At 62.1% G+C, this 16076-nt stretch carries 20 protein-coding genes; 15 read left to right on the top strand and 5 right to left on the bottom strand.

Going from position 1 to position 16076, the window contains the following annotated elements; all coding sequences use genetic code 11:
* The first annotated feature begins 51 nt into the window (after positions 1 to 51).
* From LRQ04_RS02240 to LRQ04_RS02190, 11 genes are all read left to right on the top strand, one after another.
* Positions 52 to 753: a YesL family protein gene (locus tag LRQ04_RS02240; RefSeq protein ID WP_235517368.1), complete on the top strand. Its 702-nt coding sequence runs from the start codon at positions 52 to 54 to the stop codon at positions 751 to 753.
* A complete protein-coding gene (locus LRQ04_RS02235; protein ID WP_235517367.1) occupies positions 746 to 961 on the top strand; it encodes a hypothetical protein in 216 nt (71 codons plus the stop codon). Before LRQ04_RS02240 ends, LRQ04_RS02235 begins: the two co-directional genes overlap by 8 nt.
* 4 nt (positions 962 to 965) lie before the next feature.
* Positions 966 to 2495, top strand: a complete 1530-nt coding sequence (locus LRQ04_RS02230; RefSeq protein ID WP_235517366.1) for an extracellular solute-binding protein — start codon at positions 966 to 968, stop codon at positions 2493 to 2495.
* On the top strand, positions 2474 to 3466 hold the full coding sequence (locus LRQ04_RS02225) for a sugar ABC transporter permease (RefSeq protein ID WP_235517365.1): 993 nt from the start codon (positions 2474 to 2476) through the stop codon (positions 3464 to 3466). Before LRQ04_RS02230 ends, LRQ04_RS02225 begins: the two co-directional genes overlap by 22 nt.
* A complete protein-coding gene (locus tag LRQ04_RS02220) occupies positions 3466 to 4338 on the top strand; it encodes a carbohydrate ABC transporter permease (RefSeq protein ID WP_235517364.1) in 873 nt (290 codons plus the stop codon). Before LRQ04_RS02225 ends, LRQ04_RS02220 begins: the two co-directional genes overlap by 1 nt.
* Before the next feature lie 21 nt (positions 4339 to 4359).
* Complete coding sequence (locus LRQ04_RS02215; protein ID WP_235517363.1) at positions 4360 to 5010, top strand: rhamnogalacturonan acetylesterase; 651 nt, start codon at positions 4360 to 4362, stop codon at positions 5008 to 5010.
* A complete protein-coding gene (locus LRQ04_RS02210) occupies positions 5007 to 5720 on the top strand; it encodes a DUF1961 family protein (RefSeq protein ID WP_235517362.1) in 714 nt (237 codons plus the stop codon). The genes LRQ04_RS02215 and LRQ04_RS02210 overlap by 4 nt, the downstream gene beginning before the upstream one ends.
* A gap of 14 nt (positions 5721 to 5734) precedes the next feature.
* On the top strand, positions 5735 to 6742 hold the full coding sequence (locus LRQ04_RS02205) for an acetylxylan esterase (RefSeq protein ID WP_235517361.1): 1008 nt from the start codon (positions 5735 to 5737) through the stop codon (positions 6740 to 6742).
* A gap of 219 nt (positions 6743 to 6961) precedes the next feature.
* Positions 6962 to 8110: a 3-deoxy-7-phosphoheptulonate synthase gene (locus LRQ04_RS02200; RefSeq protein WP_235517360.1), complete on the top strand. Its 1149-nt coding sequence runs from the start codon at positions 6962 to 6964 to the stop codon at positions 8108 to 8110.
* A 139-nt stretch (positions 8111 to 8249) separates the two neighbouring features.
* Positions 8250 to 8462, top strand: coding sequence for a helix-turn-helix domain-containing protein (locus LRQ04_RS02195; RefSeq protein ID WP_211713427.1), 213 nt, complete (start codon positions 8250 to 8252; stop codon positions 8460 to 8462).
* Positions 8463 to 8625: 163 nt separating this feature from the next.
* Complete coding sequence (locus tag LRQ04_RS02190) at positions 8626 to 8724, top strand: 30S ribosomal protein bS22 (RefSeq protein ID WP_003792170.1); 99 nt, start codon at positions 8626 to 8628, stop codon at positions 8722 to 8724.
* Between the two features lie 231 nt (positions 8725 to 8955).
* Here LRQ04_RS02190 and LRQ04_RS02185 read toward each other — a convergent pair whose 3' ends face one another.
* Positions 8956 to 9921: a DUF559 domain-containing protein gene (locus LRQ04_RS02185; protein WP_235517359.1), complete on the bottom strand. Its 966-nt coding sequence runs from the start codon at positions 9919 to 9921 to the stop codon at positions 8956 to 8958.
* A gap of 180 nt (positions 9922 to 10101) precedes the next feature.
* A complete protein-coding gene (locus tag LRQ04_RS02180; protein ID WP_235517358.1) occupies positions 10102 to 10920 on the bottom strand; it encodes an HAD family phosphatase in 819 nt (272 codons plus the stop codon).
* 107 nt (positions 10921 to 11027) lie between these two features.
* On the opposite strand from LRQ04_RS02180, the gene LRQ04_RS02175 reads away from it, so the two are divergent.
* Both LRQ04_RS02175 and LRQ04_RS02170 read left to right on the top strand, forming a co-directional pair.
* Positions 11028 to 11282 (top strand): glutaredoxin family protein, encoded by a 255-nt coding sequence (locus LRQ04_RS02175; RefSeq protein ID WP_235517357.1) that lies wholly within the window; start codon positions 11028 to 11030, stop codon positions 11280 to 11282.
* Positions 11283 to 11358: 76 nt separating this feature from the next.
* A complete protein-coding gene (locus tag LRQ04_RS02170; RefSeq protein WP_235517356.1) occupies positions 11359 to 12066 on the top strand; it encodes a redox-sensing transcriptional repressor Rex in 708 nt (235 codons plus the stop codon).
* A 50-nt stretch (positions 12067 to 12116) separates the two neighbouring features.
* On the opposite strand, the gene LRQ04_RS02165 is transcribed toward LRQ04_RS02170, so the two are convergent.
* From LRQ04_RS02165 to LRQ04_RS02155, 3 genes are all read right to left on the bottom strand, one after another.
* Entirely contained in the window at positions 12117 to 12902 is a 786-nt protein-coding gene (locus LRQ04_RS02165; RefSeq protein ID WP_235517355.1) for a hypothetical protein, read from the bottom strand.
* Positions 12903 to 13154: 252 nt separating this feature from the next.
* Positions 13155 to 13853: a hypothetical protein gene (locus LRQ04_RS02160; protein WP_235517354.1), complete on the bottom strand. Its 699-nt coding sequence runs from the start codon at positions 13851 to 13853 to the stop codon at positions 13155 to 13157.
* Between the two features lie 187 nt (positions 13854 to 14040).
* Positions 14041 to 14592, bottom strand: a complete 552-nt coding sequence (locus tag LRQ04_RS02155) for a YceI family protein (protein WP_235518626.1) — start codon at positions 14590 to 14592, stop codon at positions 14041 to 14043.
* Between the two features lie 207 nt (positions 14593 to 14799).
* Here LRQ04_RS02155 and LRQ04_RS02150 point away from each other — a divergent pair, with 207 nt between their 5' ends.
* Positions 14800 to 15465, top strand: a complete 666-nt coding sequence (locus LRQ04_RS02150; protein WP_235517353.1) for a histidine phosphatase family protein — start codon at positions 14800 to 14802, stop codon at positions 15463 to 15465.
* A 5-nt stretch (positions 15466 to 15470) separates the two neighbouring features.
* Positions 15471 to 16076 carry a TlpA disulfide reductase family protein gene (locus LRQ04_RS02145; RefSeq protein WP_235517352.1) on the top strand — a complete coding sequence of 202 codons (606 nt, stop codon included), beginning with the start codon at positions 15471 to 15473 and terminating at the stop codon, positions 16074 to 16076.

Raw genomic sequence — 16076 nt, 5'->3', positions numbered from 1 at the left:
ATGCCGCCGGAACCCTGGGCCTGTTCTGCAACGATGGAGAAAGGGGGAGCCATGGCGTCTGGTGGATTTAGTTTCAAGGCCTACTCACTGTTCGACACGCTCGTCTGGATAGCCCGCCTGAACGTTTTGTGGATCATCTTCACGGTCTTGGGTGGCGTTGTTTTCGGATTCGGTCCCAGTACTGCTGCAGCGCAGCTGCTGGTACGGGACAAGGTACGGGGCGGTGCCGCATCACTGGTGCGGCGCTTCGCCAGGGAGTACGCCAGGAATTTCGGTAAGGGTAATGCCTTGGGGTTGCCCTTGGTGGCAGTCGGGGTGGCCCTAACGCTCAACTGGGACTACTTTTCGGCAGGATGGGACCTTGGCTCGCAGATCGCCTCGGCGGGGCTGTTCATGATGGCGCTGTTCGGGGCGGGGGTAGCTTGCTACCTCTTCCCGATGTTTGCCCGCTACAACCTTTCCGTGCCCCAGTACTTCCTGATGTCGTCCCGCTTCGCCATGCGCCACCTGGCCGGAACCGTAATCCTCGTATTCGTCATGGCAGTCGCCCTGTTCGTATGCCGTTCCGTTCCAGGGCTGATTCCGTTCTTCGGGATCGGAGCGTGGCTGTATGTCACTGGTTGGCTATGCGACCGCTTCTTCACCGCCAACGATGAAGCAATGGCGGGTGCCCTGTCAGCAGATGCGGCCGCGGGGACACCAGCGGCCGGGGCAACGGCAGCTGTTGTGACGAGGGGAGCCGGCATTGCCTGACATCAACCCGGCGCGGCCCGGACCAGGCGGGAACCAGATCCTCCACCGCCCCCTGGATGTCCAGGGGCATGCGGAGCTTGTTCGGAACGCCTCTGGCGAGAGCGCTAATGAAACGTATCAAGGCATGAACGGCGAGCACCTGTGGACCATCAAAAGGTTTCCGGGAACGTCGTCGGACCATAACAACCCCGAAGAAGTGGAGCAGTAGGAAAATGATCCGTAGAAAACACACGCTGGCCGCCGCCGTCGTCGTATCCGCTGCCTTGGCGCTGACCGCCTGCGGTGGCGAAGCGCCGGCGTCGGACCTTTCATCCGTCAAGATCATGGCACCGTTCCTGGAGGCGCAACCGCCAACAGCCGACGGCGCCGTCCAGAAAAAGCTCGAGGAGCTCACGGGCAAAGACGTCAACATCACGTGGACGCCCAACGCATCCTACGAAGACAAGATGAACATCACGCTGGCGTCCTCCGACATCCCGCATGTGCTGGTGGTCCAAGGCAAGACGCCCGGCTTCGTGAAGAACGCCGAAGCCGGAGCATTCTGGGACCTGACAGACAAACTCAAGGACTACCCGAACCTCAAAACCACCTTCCCGGAGGTCCAGCAAAACGCCAGCGTCAACGGCAAGGTCTACGGCGTCTACCGCGGCCGCAACCCGATCCGTGCTGCCGTGATGTTCCGCCAGGACTGGCTGGACAAACTCGGCCTCAAGGCACCAGAAACCACAGAGGACCTCTACAAAGTAGCCAAGGCGTTCACCGAGCAGGACCCGGACGGCAACGGCCAGAACGACACCTACGGAATCACCATCCCCAAGTGGGGCGGGCTGGGCACCAACAGCCCCTACGACCTCGTCGAAACCTGGTATGGAGCAGGAAACCGCTGGGCCGAACGCGACGGAAAGCTCGTTCCCAGCTTTGAAACCGACGAATTCCTCGAGGCCAACCGTTTCATCAAGAAAATGGTGGACGAGAAGTTGATCAACCCCGATTTCGCCACCTTCGACAGCACCAAGTGGAACGAGCCGTTCTTCAACGGCAAGGGTGGAATCATCATCGACGTCGATTCCCGGGCGAGCGTGCTGATCAACCTGTTCAAGCAGGCCAACCCCAACGACTTCCAAAACAAGGTGGGCTTCGTGGGCAGCCTTAAGGGCCCCGACGGCGAACTGCACGCCCACCCCACCGATGGCTACTCCGGTTTCCTGGCCATCCCCAAGTCCAGCGTCAAAACCGAGGCAGACCTGAAGAACGTCCTGACCTTCCTGGACAAGCTGAACAGCAAAGAAGCAGCCGTCCTGATCAACAACGGGATCGAGGGCGTGAACTTCAACGTCGTGGACGGCCTGGCCGCCACCATCAAGCCTGAAACTCCTGAGGGCAAGGCCGTCAATACCGACATCAAGAGCTTCGCCCAGCTCGGAACCAACGTCACCGGCAACAACTTCTACCCCGTCAAGCAGGCCTCCGAGTACGAGCAGAAGGTCTTCGATGACCGTGTTGCCGTCATGGCCAAGGACCTCAAGAGCGCCGTCTACAACCCGGCAGCGGCGTTCGTGTCGCCCACCTATGTTGCCAAGGGTGCCCAACTGGACAACATCGTGGCCGATGCCCGGATCAAGTACTTGGCAGGCCAGACCGACGAACAGGGCCTGAAGGACGCCATCAAGCTGTGGAACACCAGCGGCGGTGACAAGGTCAAGGAAGAAATCAACAAGTTGTGGCAGGACAACAAGAAGTGACCGCGCCGGTTGTTGAAGCCAAGGCCTCGGAGCGGGTGGCCGCCAAGCCACCCGCCCCGCGGCGGCGGCGTGGGTTCGCCGTCCACTTTGCGCACTACAAGTGGCTCTACCTGCTCCTGCTTCCGGGTGTCCTGTACTTTGCGGTATTCCGGTACGGACCCATGTACGGCGTGTCCATTGCGTTCAAGGACTACGTTCCCTTCCTGGGCGTCAATGGCAGCCCGTGGGTGGGTGTCACGAACTTCACGGATTTCTTCGCGAACCCCGATTTCCCGCGGCTGCTCGGAAACACCCTGATCCTTGCGTTCCTGAACCTGGGGATCGCGTTTCCCCTGACCATCATCCTGGCACTGCTGCTCAACGAGGTCCGACTGTCAGTGCTCAAGCGCACTGTCCAGACACTCGTGTACATCCCGCACTTCCTGTCGTGGACCATCGTGGCGTCCTTGAGCTTCCTGCTCTTTGCCCTGGACATCGGCCCGCTGTTCCAGTTCGTGAACGGGCTCTTCGGGACCAATGTGGATATCCTGTCCGATCCCAACTGGTTCCGGCCACTGATCGTGCTCCAGGAGATCTGGAAGAACACCGGCTGGGGAACCATCATCTTCCTGGCGGCGCTGGCCACGGTGGACCAGGACCAGTACGAGGCGGCCATCATCGACGGCGCAGGCAGGTTCCGGCGCGTCTGGCACATCACCCTGCCTGGCATCCGGTCCACCATCATCGTGATGCTGATCCTGGCCATCGGGCAGATGCTCAATACCGGCTTTGAGCAGATCTACCTCATGACCAACGCCCTCAACCGCAGCGTGGCCGACGTCTTCGATACCTACGTCTACTTCGTGGGAATCACCCAGGGCGCCTACAGCTACAGCACCGCCGTCGGACTCTTCAAGTCCTTGGTGGGCATCGTGCTGATCTTCGGCACCAACTGGCTGTCCAAGCGGTTCAACCAGAGCGGACTGTTCTAATGAAGATTCACAACACCCGCGGCGGCCGGGTTTTCGACGCCGCCAACTACGTTTTCCTCAGCCTGGTCGGCATCATCACGCTGCTGCCGTTCATCTACGTGTTGGCCGGCTCCTTCGCCAACGAAGCCGAAATCACCCGGCGTGCGTTCTTCGTCTGGCCCGAACAGTTCACCCTCTCGGCTTACGAGTACATCTTCTCCACCCCGGCGTTCACCAAGGCACTGGTCACCACAGTGCTGGTAACCCTTGTGGGTACCTTGATCCAGTTGATCCTGACCGTCACCATGGCCTACCCGCTGGCGAAGAAGAACCTGCGCGGCCGGAAGCTGATCATGTCCCTGGAGGTCTTCGCCATGGTGTTCTCCGGCGGCATGATTCCCACGTTCCTGCTGGTCAAGGACCTGGGCCTGCTGAACACCTACTGGGCCCTGATCCTGCCAGCGGCCATCAACCCGTTCAGCCTGATCATCATCAAGAACTTCTTCCAGGAACTCCCGGATGAGTTGGAAGAGTCGGCAAAGATGGACGGCGCCACGGAAATCGGGATCCTCTGGCGGATTCTGTTGCCGCTGTCCAAACCGGTGCTGGCCACGTTCGCCCTCTTCTACGCGGTGGGAATCTGGAACGACTTCATGTCCCCACTGCTCTACCTGAGCGACAACAACATGTGGACGCTGCAGATGTACCTCCGCCAGGTCACCGCAGCGTCCGACCTTCTTGGCACCGGCAACGTGGACCCGAGCTACATACCGCCCGAGCAAGGCATAAAGTTCGCCGTGATCGTAGTGGCTACCCTTCCCATCCTGATCTTCTACCCCTTCCTGCAAAAGCACTTCGCCAAGGGCATGCTGATCGGCTCGGTCAAGGGCTGAGGCGCATTGAAAGGTGCAACCATGAAAATCCTCCTCGCGGGTGACTCCACCGTGGCCGCCTGCCCCAGCTACGAATACCCGATGAGCGGCTGGGGAGCCCACCTGGCCCCTGAGACCTACTGGTGGGCCGCCGTCCACAATTTCGCGAAGGGCGGTGCCACAACGGAGTCGTTCCGCGAGGAGGGGCTCTGGACCCAGCTGCTTCACCAGACGGTGGCAGGCGACGTGGTGCTCATCCAGTTCGGGCACAACGACCAGAAGCGTGAACACCTCGCGGCGCGGACGGGCTACTCCGACAACCTTCGCCGCATGGTGGCCGAGGTCCGCGCCAAGGGTGGCGTGCCCATCCTGTGCACGTCGGTGGAGCGTCGGCACTTCCTCGCCGGCGCCCTGCAGGCCACCCTCGGTGAGTATCCCGCCGTCGTGCGTGAACTCGGAAGCGAGCTTGGGCTCGATGTCATCGACCTCAATCAGTGGACCCGGACACTGTACGAAGAGCTTGGGGAGGAGAAGTCCAAGGAGCTGTTCTTCCACTTTGCCCCCGGCGCGCATGCGCACTGGGCCGGCGGCCTGGAGGACAACACGCACTTCCACCAGAAGGGGGCCACAATGATTGCCGGATACGTGGCGGAACAGCTGGAAACCCTCGGCTTTGTTGGGGCGCGCGCTTGATCTACTCCAACCCCTTGCGGGGACCTGCTGACGTTCGGACCTGGATCGCGGAGGGGCCGGTCCAGTTCCAAGCGTACGACGACGGCGGGCCGGCTTCCCGCGGCGACGGCACCAGCGCGCTGGTCCTCTCGGGCGCCCTTGACGCTGAAGTACACGGCGACCACGCCCATTGGACCCTGTGGTGCCCGGAAGAAATCCCGGATTCCGTCCGGATCGCGTGGGAGTTCCGGCCGCTGGAGGAACCCGGCCTGGCCATGGTGTTTTTCGCGGCCAGGGGGCACGGCGGCGAGGACCTGTTCTCCACGGCCCTTGCTCCACGGACCGGCTATTACCCGCAATACCACTCGGGGGATATCGACGCCCTCCACGTTTCCTACTTCCGGCACAAGCACGCCTCGGAGCGAGCTTTCCGCACCTGCAATCTCCGCAAAAGTGCGGGGTTTGAACTCGTGGCCCAAGGCGCCGACCCGCTTCCTCCGGCCGAGGATGCCGACGGTTTCTACCAGCTGGAAGTGCTCAAGGACGGGCCACGTGTGGCCTTTTCGATCAATGGCCTGCCGTTGTTCGACTGGGTTGACCCCGGCCCGGAGCCGCTGGGCGGCGGCTACTTTGGGATCCGCCAGATGGCTCCGCTCAAAGCCGCGTACCGCAACCTCACCATCAGCCCGCTCCAGCCGCTACGCCCTGTGACGGCGCACACTAACCTATGACGTAGGATCTCCTCATGCCTCTTTTTGACCTGCCCCTCGAACAGCTTCGCGACTACACCTCCACAGCTGTGGCGCCGGCTGACCTTGACGCTTTCTGGGACCGCACTATCACCGAAGCAAGGACCCTGCCGCTGGACGCGGTGTTCGAGCCTGTGGACAACTACCTCACGGTGATCGACACCTTCGATGTCACCTTCTCCGGCTTCGGGGGAGACCGCATCAAGGGCTGGCTCCACGTGCCGGCGGATCGTGAACCCGGTGCTCAACTCCCGGTAGTGGTGGAGTACATCGGCTATTCAGGCGGCCGTGGACTGGCCAACCAGAACACGCGCTGGGCGCAGGCAGGCTACGCACACTTCATCATGGACACCCGCGGCCAGGGCTATGGCGGTGTCTCCGGCGATACCCCGGATCCACATCCCTCGGCGGGCGGGGTCAACTATGCCGGCCTCATGACCCGGGGCGCCGACCATCCGGACAACTACTACTTCCGACGTGTCTACGTGGACGCCTTCCGGGCGGTGGAAGCGGCACAGGACCATCCCGCCGTCGACCCCTCCAAAGTAGTCCTGACCGGCGTGAGCCAAGGCGGCGGCATCACCGTCGCTACCGCCGGCCTTGTGGCCGGACGGCTCGACGGCGTTATTGCCGCGCTGCCCGACGTCCCGTTCCTGCAGGACTTCCCGCGTGCCATCGACATCACCCCGCGGGGGCCCTACCCCGAGATCGCCTCGTTCCTCGGCCGGCACCGGGACCGCTACGACGCCATGCTCGCAGTGCTCAACTACTTCGACGGCGTCCACTTGGGCCGGGCGGCCACCGTCCCGGCGCTCTTTTCCGCCGCCCAGATGGACGATATTTGCCCGCCCTCTACGGTGTTCGCGAGCTACAACAACTACGGTCTGGATGCTGGGGCGCCGGAGAAGGACATAGAGGTCTACCGCTTCAACAACCACGAAGGCGGCCAGGAACACCACTGGGTCAGGCAGCTGCAGTACCTCCGCAAGCTGTTGTCCTCATAGTGGACAAAATTTGCCGGGTTTGACTGGGCATGGTTATGGTGTGGCTATGACAAACCGTTGGTATGCGTATTTTTCGTTGGCTCTGGAGGGGCCCGCGTCTAACTGACACGCATCCAACTTTCCTTCAGAGCCAACAGGGCAGAGATCATTCTCTGCCCTTCGCCATATCCGGCGGGTTCTGAAAAGGGGCCCGCTCCGTATCCCGGACAGGACCCAGACATGACCAGCATTGCCGCAGAACCCACTGAATCGCTTTCAGCTTCAGGCGCCGCTGACGCCGCGCAGCCCTCAACCTCCAACTTGCGGGTAGCGCGGTTCGAGCCGCTGCCGGCTCCCCAGGACCTCATCGCTGAGATGCCGCTGGACGCCCGCTCAGCTGCCGTCGTCGACCGTGGGCGTGACCAGGTCCGCGCCATTATGGACGGCGTGGACGATCGCCTGCTGGTCATTGTGGGACCGTGCTCCATCCATGATCCCAAGGCTGGGCTTGAATACGCCCGCCGTTTGGTCAGCCAGGCCGAGAAGCACAAGGAAGACCTGCTGATCGTCATGCGGACCTACTTCGAGAAGCCGCGCACCACCGTGGGCTGGAAGGGCCTCATCAACGATCCCCACCTGGACGGCAGCCACGACATCGCTGCAGGATTGCGCGCCGCCCGCGGCTTCCTCAAGCAGGTCACAGCCCTGGGCCTGCCCACCGCCACCGAATTCCTGGAGCCCATCAGCCCGCAGTACATGGCGGACCTCGTGTCCTGGGGCGCCATCGGTGCGCGCACCACCGAAAGCCAGATCCACCGCCAGTTGGCGTCCGGCCTGTCCATGCCCATTGGCTTCAAGAACGGGACCGACGGCGACCTGCAGGTAGCGATCGACGCGTGCGGCGCATCTGCCGCTGAGCAGGCTTTTTTGGGAATCGACGACGACGGCCGCGCGGCTTTGGTGGCTACGTCCGGTAACCCCGATACCCACGTGATCCTGCGCGGTGGGCGCAAGGGCCCCAACTACTCTGCCGACGACGTCGCAGCGGCCTCGGCCAAGCTCGCTGCCAAGGGACTCAACCCGCGCCTCATCGTGGACGCTTCCCACGCCAACAGCGGCAAGAGCCACCACCGGCAGGCAGAGGTTGCGCTGGAAATCGGTGCGCAGCTGGAGACCGGGTCTTCTTCGCCTGTTGCAGGTGTGATGCTGGAGAGCTTCCTTGTCGGTGGGGCGCAAAACCTTGATACGGCCAAGCAGTTGGCCGGAGAACAGGAACTCGTCTACGGCCAGAGCGTCACCGACGCCTGCATGGAGTGGGACGTTACTGCCTCGGTGTTGGAGCAGCTCGCAGCCTCGGCCCGGAAGCGCCGGGCGGCATCGGGGGAGTAGGGTCCCACTTTCCGGAAATGCTTTCACATTGGCCCCATCAGCCTCTAGAGTATCTAGCACATGGTTGTTGGATGGCTCAGCATCGGCACACCGTTCTACTGGGGGTGTCCTACTGTCTGAGAGCAAAGGAATATGGGAAATGTCCGCGGAGACTAACTTCTCGAATGCGCGTTTCATGACGGTGGCTGAAGTGGCCGACGTCTTGCGTGTTTCCAAAATGACCGTGTATCGCCTGGTTCACTCGGGGGAAATGCCCGCCGTCAGGTTCGGCCGTTCGTTCCGGGTTCCGGAAGAGGCCGTATCCCAGTACCTCAAGGGTGCTGTCGTGGACGGGCAATCCGAGACCGCCTGAGCCTGCCGCAGTCCATCTCACGGACCGTGGTCACGGGGTGCCTCTTTGAAGCGGTACTCTGTTAAGGAACGTTTTACGTCAATGTAAGAATCTGTCAGTTGTACTGTCTGCTTCCGCGGATCCGTTCCAACAGACAGGACCTTCTAGTTTGTAAGGAACTTTCGTGGGTTCAGTTATTAAGAAGCGCCGCAAGCGTATGGCCAAGAAGAAGCACCGCAAGCTGCTTCGCAAGACCCGCCACCAGCGCCGCAATAAGAAGTAGAGATACTTCACCAAGCGTGAATGCCCGTTGCCTTTCGAGGTGGCGGGCATTTTTGCGCCCCGGACGCTCTCTCACGTTCCGCCTGTTTCCTGCGGACGCTCTCTCACGTCCCGCCTGTTTCCTGCGGACGCTCTCTCACGTCCCGCCTGTTTCCTGCGGACGCTCTCTCACGTCCCGGCTGTTTCCTGCGGACGCTCTCTCACGTCCCGGCTGTTTCCTGCGGACGCTCGCTCACGCGTGGGGCCGCGCGAAGCCCGCCTGGACCGATGGGTCTACCCAGCCGTTTCTTAGAGTCCTTTTGATCTGACGGGTGGCATTCGCGAAGTTGTCCGCGAGGTCCGACTTACCGAAGATGAGCACCGTCCACCCCGCTGCCTCGAATGCCTTGTCCCTTCGCCGATCACTGAGGATCTGTTCCTGCGCAAGGTGATGACCGCCGTCGTACTGGATAGCGACCCGACGCTCGCGGTAGCCGAGGTCGGCTGAAGGCGAGAAAGGATCGTTGACGTAGAGCCGCACCTGTAGTTCCGGGTCGGGAAGCCCAGCATCGAACATAGCCAGACGGAGCGCAGTCTCCGGCGCCGAGTCGGCACCGACCCGCATCAGGTCCAGTGCTTCCCTCGCACGGACAACGCCCTGCAGGTTCTTGTGGCGATCCACCATGGTGCGTAGTTCGTGGATGGTCGTGAACGGCGCGTCCCTTTGCTCAAATTCGGGCCTGGGGATGCGAATGAGTTCGTCGCCAACACTGACCAGTTCATTCAGCGGAAGCATTCGGGCCAAGTCCAACCAGGTCCTGGAACGTGTACTGATCCACATGCCGTGATTGAGCTCTACTTCACCCTCCGAGACCACAACCGTGTGGCCGGTGACACCTTTTCGCCGCACCGCAGGCAGACTCCGCGGCTTGCTCAGATGCAGCTCATTGGAATCTGACAGCCAAGGTGGGAGTGAAAATCCGTGGATCTTGGCGGCAGTGACATGTGAGATCCAAGCGCCAGGGCTCGCAGCCGAGAGCGAGCGAGCAGCCGATTCCAGATCAAAGGCCCAGTCCTGCGGCCGGTATATGCCCTTGCTTACAGCCTCGATACTGACGCGTTTCCAGAGTTGCGGATGGGCGAGGCCGGCCGCTTTGGCCTCCGAAAGTGTAAACGGGGCGGATGCCAGCTTGGAGGGCACGGGTATGGGAATCTGCATACCGGCATTCTGACCCAGATCCCGCTGGAGCTGCAGAAGTTATCCACAGGGACACGGACCACGTCCTGGGGATGTGAGCGAGGGCTGGCCTGAAGGGGGTGGGATGTGAGCGAGGGTTGGGTTGAAGGGGGTGGGATGTGAGCGAGGGGTGGTTTGAAGGGGGTGGGATGTGAGAGAGGATCAGATGCGGGGGCCGCGGAACCTGGAGAAGCCCCGCCACAAGCCGTAAATCGCGCCGCCCACGGTAGCTGCTTTGAGCCCCAACGTTGCAGCCCGGCGGCCGGAGCGGAAGTCGTAGACGGGCCAATTGTTGTCGCGCGCGTGCCGGCGCAGCTTCGCGTCGGGGTTAATGACGACGGGGTGCCCCACCATGGTCAGCAGCGGGATGTCGTTGGCAGAATCGCTGTAGGCCCAGCAGTGATCCAGATCCAAGCCCTCGCGGTCGGCGACCAGTTGGACCGCGACTGCCTTAGCGGGTCCGTGCAGGATGTCGCCCACGAGCTTCCCCGTGTACATGCCGTCGTGCACTTCACCGACAGTCCCCAGCGCACCGGTCAATCCCAGCCGGGTTGAGATAACGGTGGCAACCTCGATCGGGGTTGCCGTCACCAGCCACACTTTGCGTCCCACTCTGAGGTGCTGTTCAGCCAGAGCCTTGGTTCCCGGCCAGATCCGCGACTCGATCATCTCGTCGTAGACCTCTTCGCCCAAGGCTTTGATGTCATCAACGGTGATGCCTGCCGCAAGAGTGAGTGCGGAATCCCTTACAGCATGAACATCTTCCATGTTCTCGCCGCGCATCACGAACTTGAACTGCTTCCAAGCAAAACCAGCAGCCTGCTGCAAGGTGAACGCCTTGCGTTCATACATCTTTCGGGCCACATGGAAGAGGCTGGCGCCCTTCATCAACGTGTTGTCGACGTCGAAGAAAGCAGCTTCGCCGGTGTGCTTCTGCGCTTTGGCAGCTGCGGCGACCACGGCGTTCTTCTCCTCGGGCATGACTTGAGTCTAGTCAATGGCTGCTGCACCTCGCTTGTGGCGCACTGGCACACGCTCCGGTGGGGTGGGATGTGAGTGAGGGTTGGTGGGGAGGTTACCGTTGTCCCATGGCTACTCCCGACGTCGTCCTCCTCACCAAAGCTGACTGCCACCTCTGCACGGAGGCGCGTGCCGCCGTCGAGCGTGTCACCGCAAGCCTCGGCCTGGAGTGGAAAGAACAGAGTATCGACGGCGATCCGCAGTTGCGGGAGCGCTTTGCGGAGGAGATTCCCGTGGTCCTTGTTGACGGCGTGCAGCGGGATTTCTGGAAGATCGACGAGGAGCGGCTGACCCGTACCTTGAAGAAAGCCCTGGCGGGCTGAGGGTGCGGTTACCCGTAAGTAATCGCTTTGGTTGAGCCCGCCCGGGGGTCATAGAGTGGAACAACAAAGCGACGCAATGGAGAATACCGTGACTGCGCTGGAACCGTCCGCGGAAGCAACTTCCGAGGACAACGAACCTGCCGCCAAGCAGATCCCACCCGCGGCTGTGGCCCGGATGACTCTCTATTTGCGTGCGCTCAACTCTTTGCTGGCAGAAGGCGTGGAGCGGGTTTCATCCGAAGCCCTCGCCGAAGCCTCCGGCGTGAGTTCCTCCACTCTCCGCAAAGACCTCTCCTACGTCGGCTCGTATGGCACCCGCGGCGTGGGCTACGAGGTCCAATACTTGAGCCGTCACATCGCCGCGGCCTTGGGCTTGACCCATGACTGGAAGGTCGCGATCGTCGGTGCCGGTAACCTCGGCAAGGCATTGGCCCGGTACGGCGGCTTCGAGTCCAGGGGTTTCGACGTTGTCGCTATCTTTGACGCCGACCCCATGGTGATCGGCAACGAGGTGGGCTGGCTGCGGGTCAGCGACTCAGCCGAGTTGGAGCGGGTGCTGGAGCGTACGCACACGAACATGGTGGTGCTCGCGTTGCCGGCCACTGTGGCGCAGGCAGTCTGCGACCGCGTGATCGCCGCTGGAATCCGAAGCATCCTCAGTTTCGCTCCGGTGCTGCTGCAGGTCCCGCCGCACGTCAACCTCCGCAAGGTGGACATGGCCACGGAGCTTCAAATCCTGGCTTACCACGCACAACGGGCGCAGACACCGGGCCAGGCCGTTTAGCCTTCGCCGGGGCTACGCCCGTTGGGTTGCCTTATGACAGGCCCGCCGGTTTAGCGGCCGTACGGAGTCTGGTACGGGTTGCCGAACGGCTGGGGCTTCCGGAAATACGGAGCCGACGCCGGCAGGTACAGCATGACGATTGCTGCAACACCCAGCAGGATCACCACGAGCTGCAGCACGCCGTAGGTGGGGCCGAACTGGAAGAGACTGGTCAGGCCGAGGACTGAGATGGCGGCGAATACGGTGCCCAGGATCCTTGCCCAGTTCTTGCCCTTGCGGACGTTGAAGCCCACCAGCGCGTAGAGGCCCAGGGAGATGATGGCGCCAACGATGGCGCTCACGGAGATGACGCCCCGCATACCCTCCATAGAGCCTGCGGGAAGGTCGGTGCCTTGCTGCGCAGCCTGCTGGTTCATGGCGTTGATGAAGGCGTCAGCACCGGTGGTGGCAAGGAGCAGCGAGCTGATAGCTGAGAGGACGCCGGCTGCGATGATCATCCAGAAGGCGTAGTTGACCATCGGCGGAACCGTAGTGGGGCCGGGCTGCTGGCTCGGCCAGTTGGTGTCCTGGCCATACTGGGGCGCGGACGGGGCTTGGCCGTACGGGGAGGCCTGCTGGCCATACTGGGGCGACTGCTGCCCATACTGCGGCGCGGCGGGCGGCGACTGCTGCCCGTACTGCGGCGCCTGCTGCCCGTACTGCGGCGCCTGCTGCCCGTACTGCGGCGCGGCGGGCGGGGACTGCTGGCCGTACTGAGGTGCGGACGGCTGCGAGCCGGCCTGCTCGGGCTGGTTGGCGTCACCCGGGTTCGACGGCGGGTAAGGAGGGTTGCTCATGGCATTCCTTTGCTTGTTCGACTGCTGGTTCGGCCGCCGGGATCAGCAAAATGACCCTGCCCCCAGCGTGGTTCTGGTTACACCGTACATCCCGGGTGTGACGCTATAGCCAAACACACGCAGGAATTCCATGGCTACGGGCGAAAATCATCATCTGGGCTTACGCCTTCATGATGAAGGCCGCGGGAATCCGGAGGGATTGCACCGCGGCCTTCACGTCGGTAAAGCCCGACGACGGAACCAGCGTGGACGCTAGACCTGGCCCTTGCCTGCCTTGAACCAGAGCTGCGAGTTGGGCAGCCACATCAAGACGACGGCGACTGCGCTGACCAGGAAACCGAACCAGTTACCGCCCAGGCCCATGCCGGAACCTCCACCGTTGGCCGCCCCGAAGATGGCGAGCAACAGTGAAACGGCGGCCACGATGGTCAAGGCGAGCCGCGCCCATTCCTTGCCTTCCTTCATCTTCATGGCAAGGATTACTTGGGCGGCTGCAACAGCGAGGGCCAACAGGAGCAGGACCAGGGCGATCGCGGCGAACGCCGGAGCAAAAGCGAAAGCTGCGATGACGGCGAAGAATCCGATGAGCCCAAACAGCAGGCCCAGAAGTCCGGAGATAACCCAGATGAAGTAGGAAACCTTCAACTCCGTGGGAAGGCCCTGCGTCTTGAACATTCCCGAGAAGCCGCCCTGCGGCATGACGTCGTTGAAGTTGCGTGGGCCGTCGGTGGGCATTTCGAAGTGGAACCCGGGCTGGGCTGGTCCGGGCTGCCCCGGGCCAGGTTGGGACGCTTCGGGCTGGGAGTATTGCCCCGGTTGCGATGGGGGCTGATAGCCCTGGGGTGGTTGGTAGCCCTGCGGTGGCTGGTAACCCGTAGGAGGAACATTGCCGGGCTGCGGAGGCTGTGAGCCGGGCTGCTGAGGCTGTGGTGCTTCGTCTGGGGTACTCATGGCATCACTTTAGACCGGTGGTTGAAGGATGCATAGGAAATTCGGAGCCAACTCGCAGCTAATCAGGGGGTATCTGCCGAATAATTGGCGGGTGATCTTCGAGACAGCCAAACGGCGCCCCCACAGCGTGATGCTGAGGAGGCGCCGTTGTGTGGGTCCCGCTATGTGTGCAGGGTCCAGGCTGGACTTAGGCGGCAGCCGGTGCGATGAACGCGAGTTCCAGGTTGATGACTACCTTGTCGCTGACCAGGACGCCACCGGCTTCGAGGACTGCGTTCCAGGTGAGGCCGAATTCCTTGCGGCTGATGGTGGTTTCGCCGGAAACGCCTGCGCGGGTGTTGCCGAACGGATCCACGGCCACGCCGTTGAACTCGGTCTCGATGGAAACTTCCTTGGTCACGCCCTTGATTGTGAGATCTCCCACGAGGTCGAAGCTGTTTCCGTTGGCCTTGACGTGGCGGGAAACGAACGTGATTTCCGGGAACTTCTCGACATCGAAGAAGTCTTCGCCCTTGACGTGGCCATCGCGGTTGACGTCGCCGGAGTCGAAGCTGGCGGTCTGGATGGTTGCGGAGACCTTGGAGTCAGCCAGGGTTTCGCCAACCTCCAAGGTGGCCGAGGCGTCCTTGAACTGGCCGCGGACCTTGCTGATGCCTGCGTGGCGGACGGTGAAGCCGATTTCGCTGTGCGAAGCGTCGAGGGTCCAGGTGCCGGTGGTGACGGAAGCGGGAAGGGTCATCATGGTGTTGCTCCTATGGGTAGTGGAAGGTACTGCGTGCTTGCCCGGCTGAACTCATTGCTTGAAGCGTCAACCGAGCTTCGTGTCTAGTATAAACATGCATATGCATCTTTTATTCCAACTCCACGGAACATTTCTGCAAAACTTTGAGTTCTACTAGCGGTAGAAGATTTCGGATCGCCCCGCTTCTTTGAGAAACTGGTAAACATGCCCCAAGCAACTGTCCACCTCCTTCGCCATGGCGAGGTCCACAATCCCGACGGCGTCCTGTACGGTCGCCTGCCGGAATTCCACCTCTCCGAACGCGGCCGTGAGATGGCCCGCATGCTGGCCGAGCACTTCTCGGCGCAGGCTGCCCAAGGCGCCAAGATCGTATACTTGGCGGCCTCTCCGCTGACCCGCGCGCAGGAAACGGCGCTGCCCACGGCTGAGGCACTGGGACTTGAGATCCACACAGAACCCCGGATCATCGAGGCAGAGAACCACTTCCAGGGACTGCACCCCACCAAGAGCGAGTTCCTGAAGCCGAAGCACTGGTTCTACTTCCGCAATCCACTGCGGCCGTCCTGGGGTGAGCCCTACAAGGAGCAGGCTGCCCGTGTCCTGGCTGCAGTTGAGGATGCCCGCGTCAAAGCCATCGAGGTGGGAGGCGACGGCGCCGAGGCCATCCTGGTGAGCCACCAACTCCCCATCTGGTCCACCCGTTTGACGGCCGAAGGCCGCCGGCTGGCGCACGACCCCCGCAAGCGTGAATGCACCCTCACCTCCCTGACTTCCCTGACCCTGGACCAGGACGGCAAGATCGTCCGCGTCGAATACAGCGAGCCTGCCGCAGCGTTGCTCCCCGGCGCCGCAAGCACCCCCGGAGCCTAAGGACCATGGACAAGAATCTTTCACGCCGAGGAGTACTGACTGCAGGGGGTGTCCTGCTGGCTGGACTCACCATGGGCCTTTCAGCGTGCGCCCAAAAGGACTCCCTGGCAGAACAGGCCCGGAAGGGCGATAACAAGAACTACGTAGCAGGCGACGGCTCCGTGACCGAGTTCGCCAAAGCTGACCGCTCGGCTCCTGTGGCACTCAAAGGCACACTGTTCACCGGCGCGGAAGTAAAGCCCGAAGACCTGTTGGGCAAGGTCACGGTCCTGAACTTCTGGTTTGCCGCCTGCGCTCCCTGCCGCATCGAAGCTCCGCAGCTTGAAGCCCTGCACCAGGAATTCAAGGACCAGGGCGTCCAGTTCTTCGGCGTGAACCTGCGCGACGAACAGCCAACGGCTGAGGCATTCGACAAGACGTTCAACCTCACTTACCCGAGCTTCAACGACAAGGACGGGGCAGTGCTGCTCTCCGTGTCGGGAATCGTCCCACCAGGAGCGGTGCCCACAACCCTGGTCCTGGACAAGGAGGGCAAGGTTGCTTCCCGCGTGCTTGGCGAAATTGAAAAGAGCACCCTGAAAGCCCTCATCACTTCCGCAGTGGCTGAGTAG

This window comes from Paenarthrobacter sp. AR 02 (assembly GCF_021538675.1).
Lineage (GTDB): Bacteria > Actinomycetota > Actinomycetes > Actinomycetales > Micrococcaceae > Arthrobacter.
The sequence above is the reverse complement of the archived record's forward strand: the minus strand, read 5'-3'. Positions and strand labels throughout refer to the sequence as shown.

Bases quoted from the DNA above. Each gene is read 5' to 3' on its own strand.
- LRQ04_RS02240 (WP_235517368.1), top strand. From the start codon at position 52: ATGGCGTCTGGTGGATTTAGTTTCAAGGCCTACTCACTGTTCGACACG.
- LRQ04_RS02230 (WP_235517366.1), top strand. From the start codon at position 966: ATGATCCGTAGAAAACACACGCTGGCCGCCGCCGTCGTCGTATCCGCT.
- LRQ04_RS02220 (WP_235517364.1), top strand. From the start codon at position 3,466: ATGAAGATTCACAACACCCGCGGCGGCCGGGTTTTCGACGCCGCCAAC.
- LRQ04_RS02215 (WP_235517363.1), top strand. From the start codon at position 4,360: ATGAAAATCCTCCTCGCGGGTGACTCCACCGTGGCCGCCTGCCCCAGC.
- LRQ04_RS02205 (WP_235517361.1), top strand. From the start codon at position 5,735: ATGCCTCTTTTTGACCTGCCCCTCGAACAGCTTCGCGACTACACCTCC.
- LRQ04_RS02200 (WP_235517360.1), top strand. From the start codon at position 6,962: ATGACCAGCATTGCCGCAGAACCCACTGAATCGCTTTCAGCTTCAGGC.
- LRQ04_RS02195 (WP_211713427.1), top strand. From the start codon at position 8,250: ATGTCCGCGGAGACTAACTTCTCGAATGCGCGTTTCATGACGGTGGCT.
- LRQ04_RS02185 (WP_235517359.1), bottom strand. From the start codon at position 9,921: ATGCAGATTCCCATACCCGTGCCCTCCAAGCTGGCATCCGCCCCGTTT.
- LRQ04_RS02180 (WP_235517358.1), bottom strand. From the start codon at position 10,920: ATGCCCGAGGAGAAGAACGCCGTGGTCGCCGCAGCTGCCAAAGCGCAG.
- LRQ04_RS02175 (WP_235517357.1), top strand. From the start codon at position 11,028: ATGGCTACTCCCGACGTCGTCCTCCTCACCAAAGCTGACTGCCACCTC.
- LRQ04_RS02170 (WP_235517356.1), top strand. From the start codon at position 11,359: ATGGAGAATACCGTGACTGCGCTGGAACCGTCCGCGGAAGCAACTTCC.
- LRQ04_RS02165 (WP_235517355.1), bottom strand. From the start codon at position 12,902: ATGAGCAACCCTCCTTACCCGCCGTCGAACCCGGGTGACGCCAACCAG.
- LRQ04_RS02160 (WP_235517354.1), bottom strand. From the start codon at position 13,853: ATGAGTACCCCAGACGAAGCACCACAGCCTCAGCAGCCCGGCTCACAG.
- LRQ04_RS02155 (WP_235518626.1), bottom strand. From the start codon at position 14,592: ATGACCCTTCCCGCTTCCGTCACCACCGGCACCTGGACCCTCGACGCT.
- LRQ04_RS02150 (WP_235517353.1), top strand. From the start codon at position 14,800: ATGCCCCAAGCAACTGTCCACCTCCTTCGCCATGGCGAGGTCCACAAT.
- LRQ04_RS02145 (WP_235517352.1), top strand. From the start codon at position 15,471: ATGGACAAGAATCTTTCACGCCGAGGAGTACTGACTGCAGGGGGTGTC.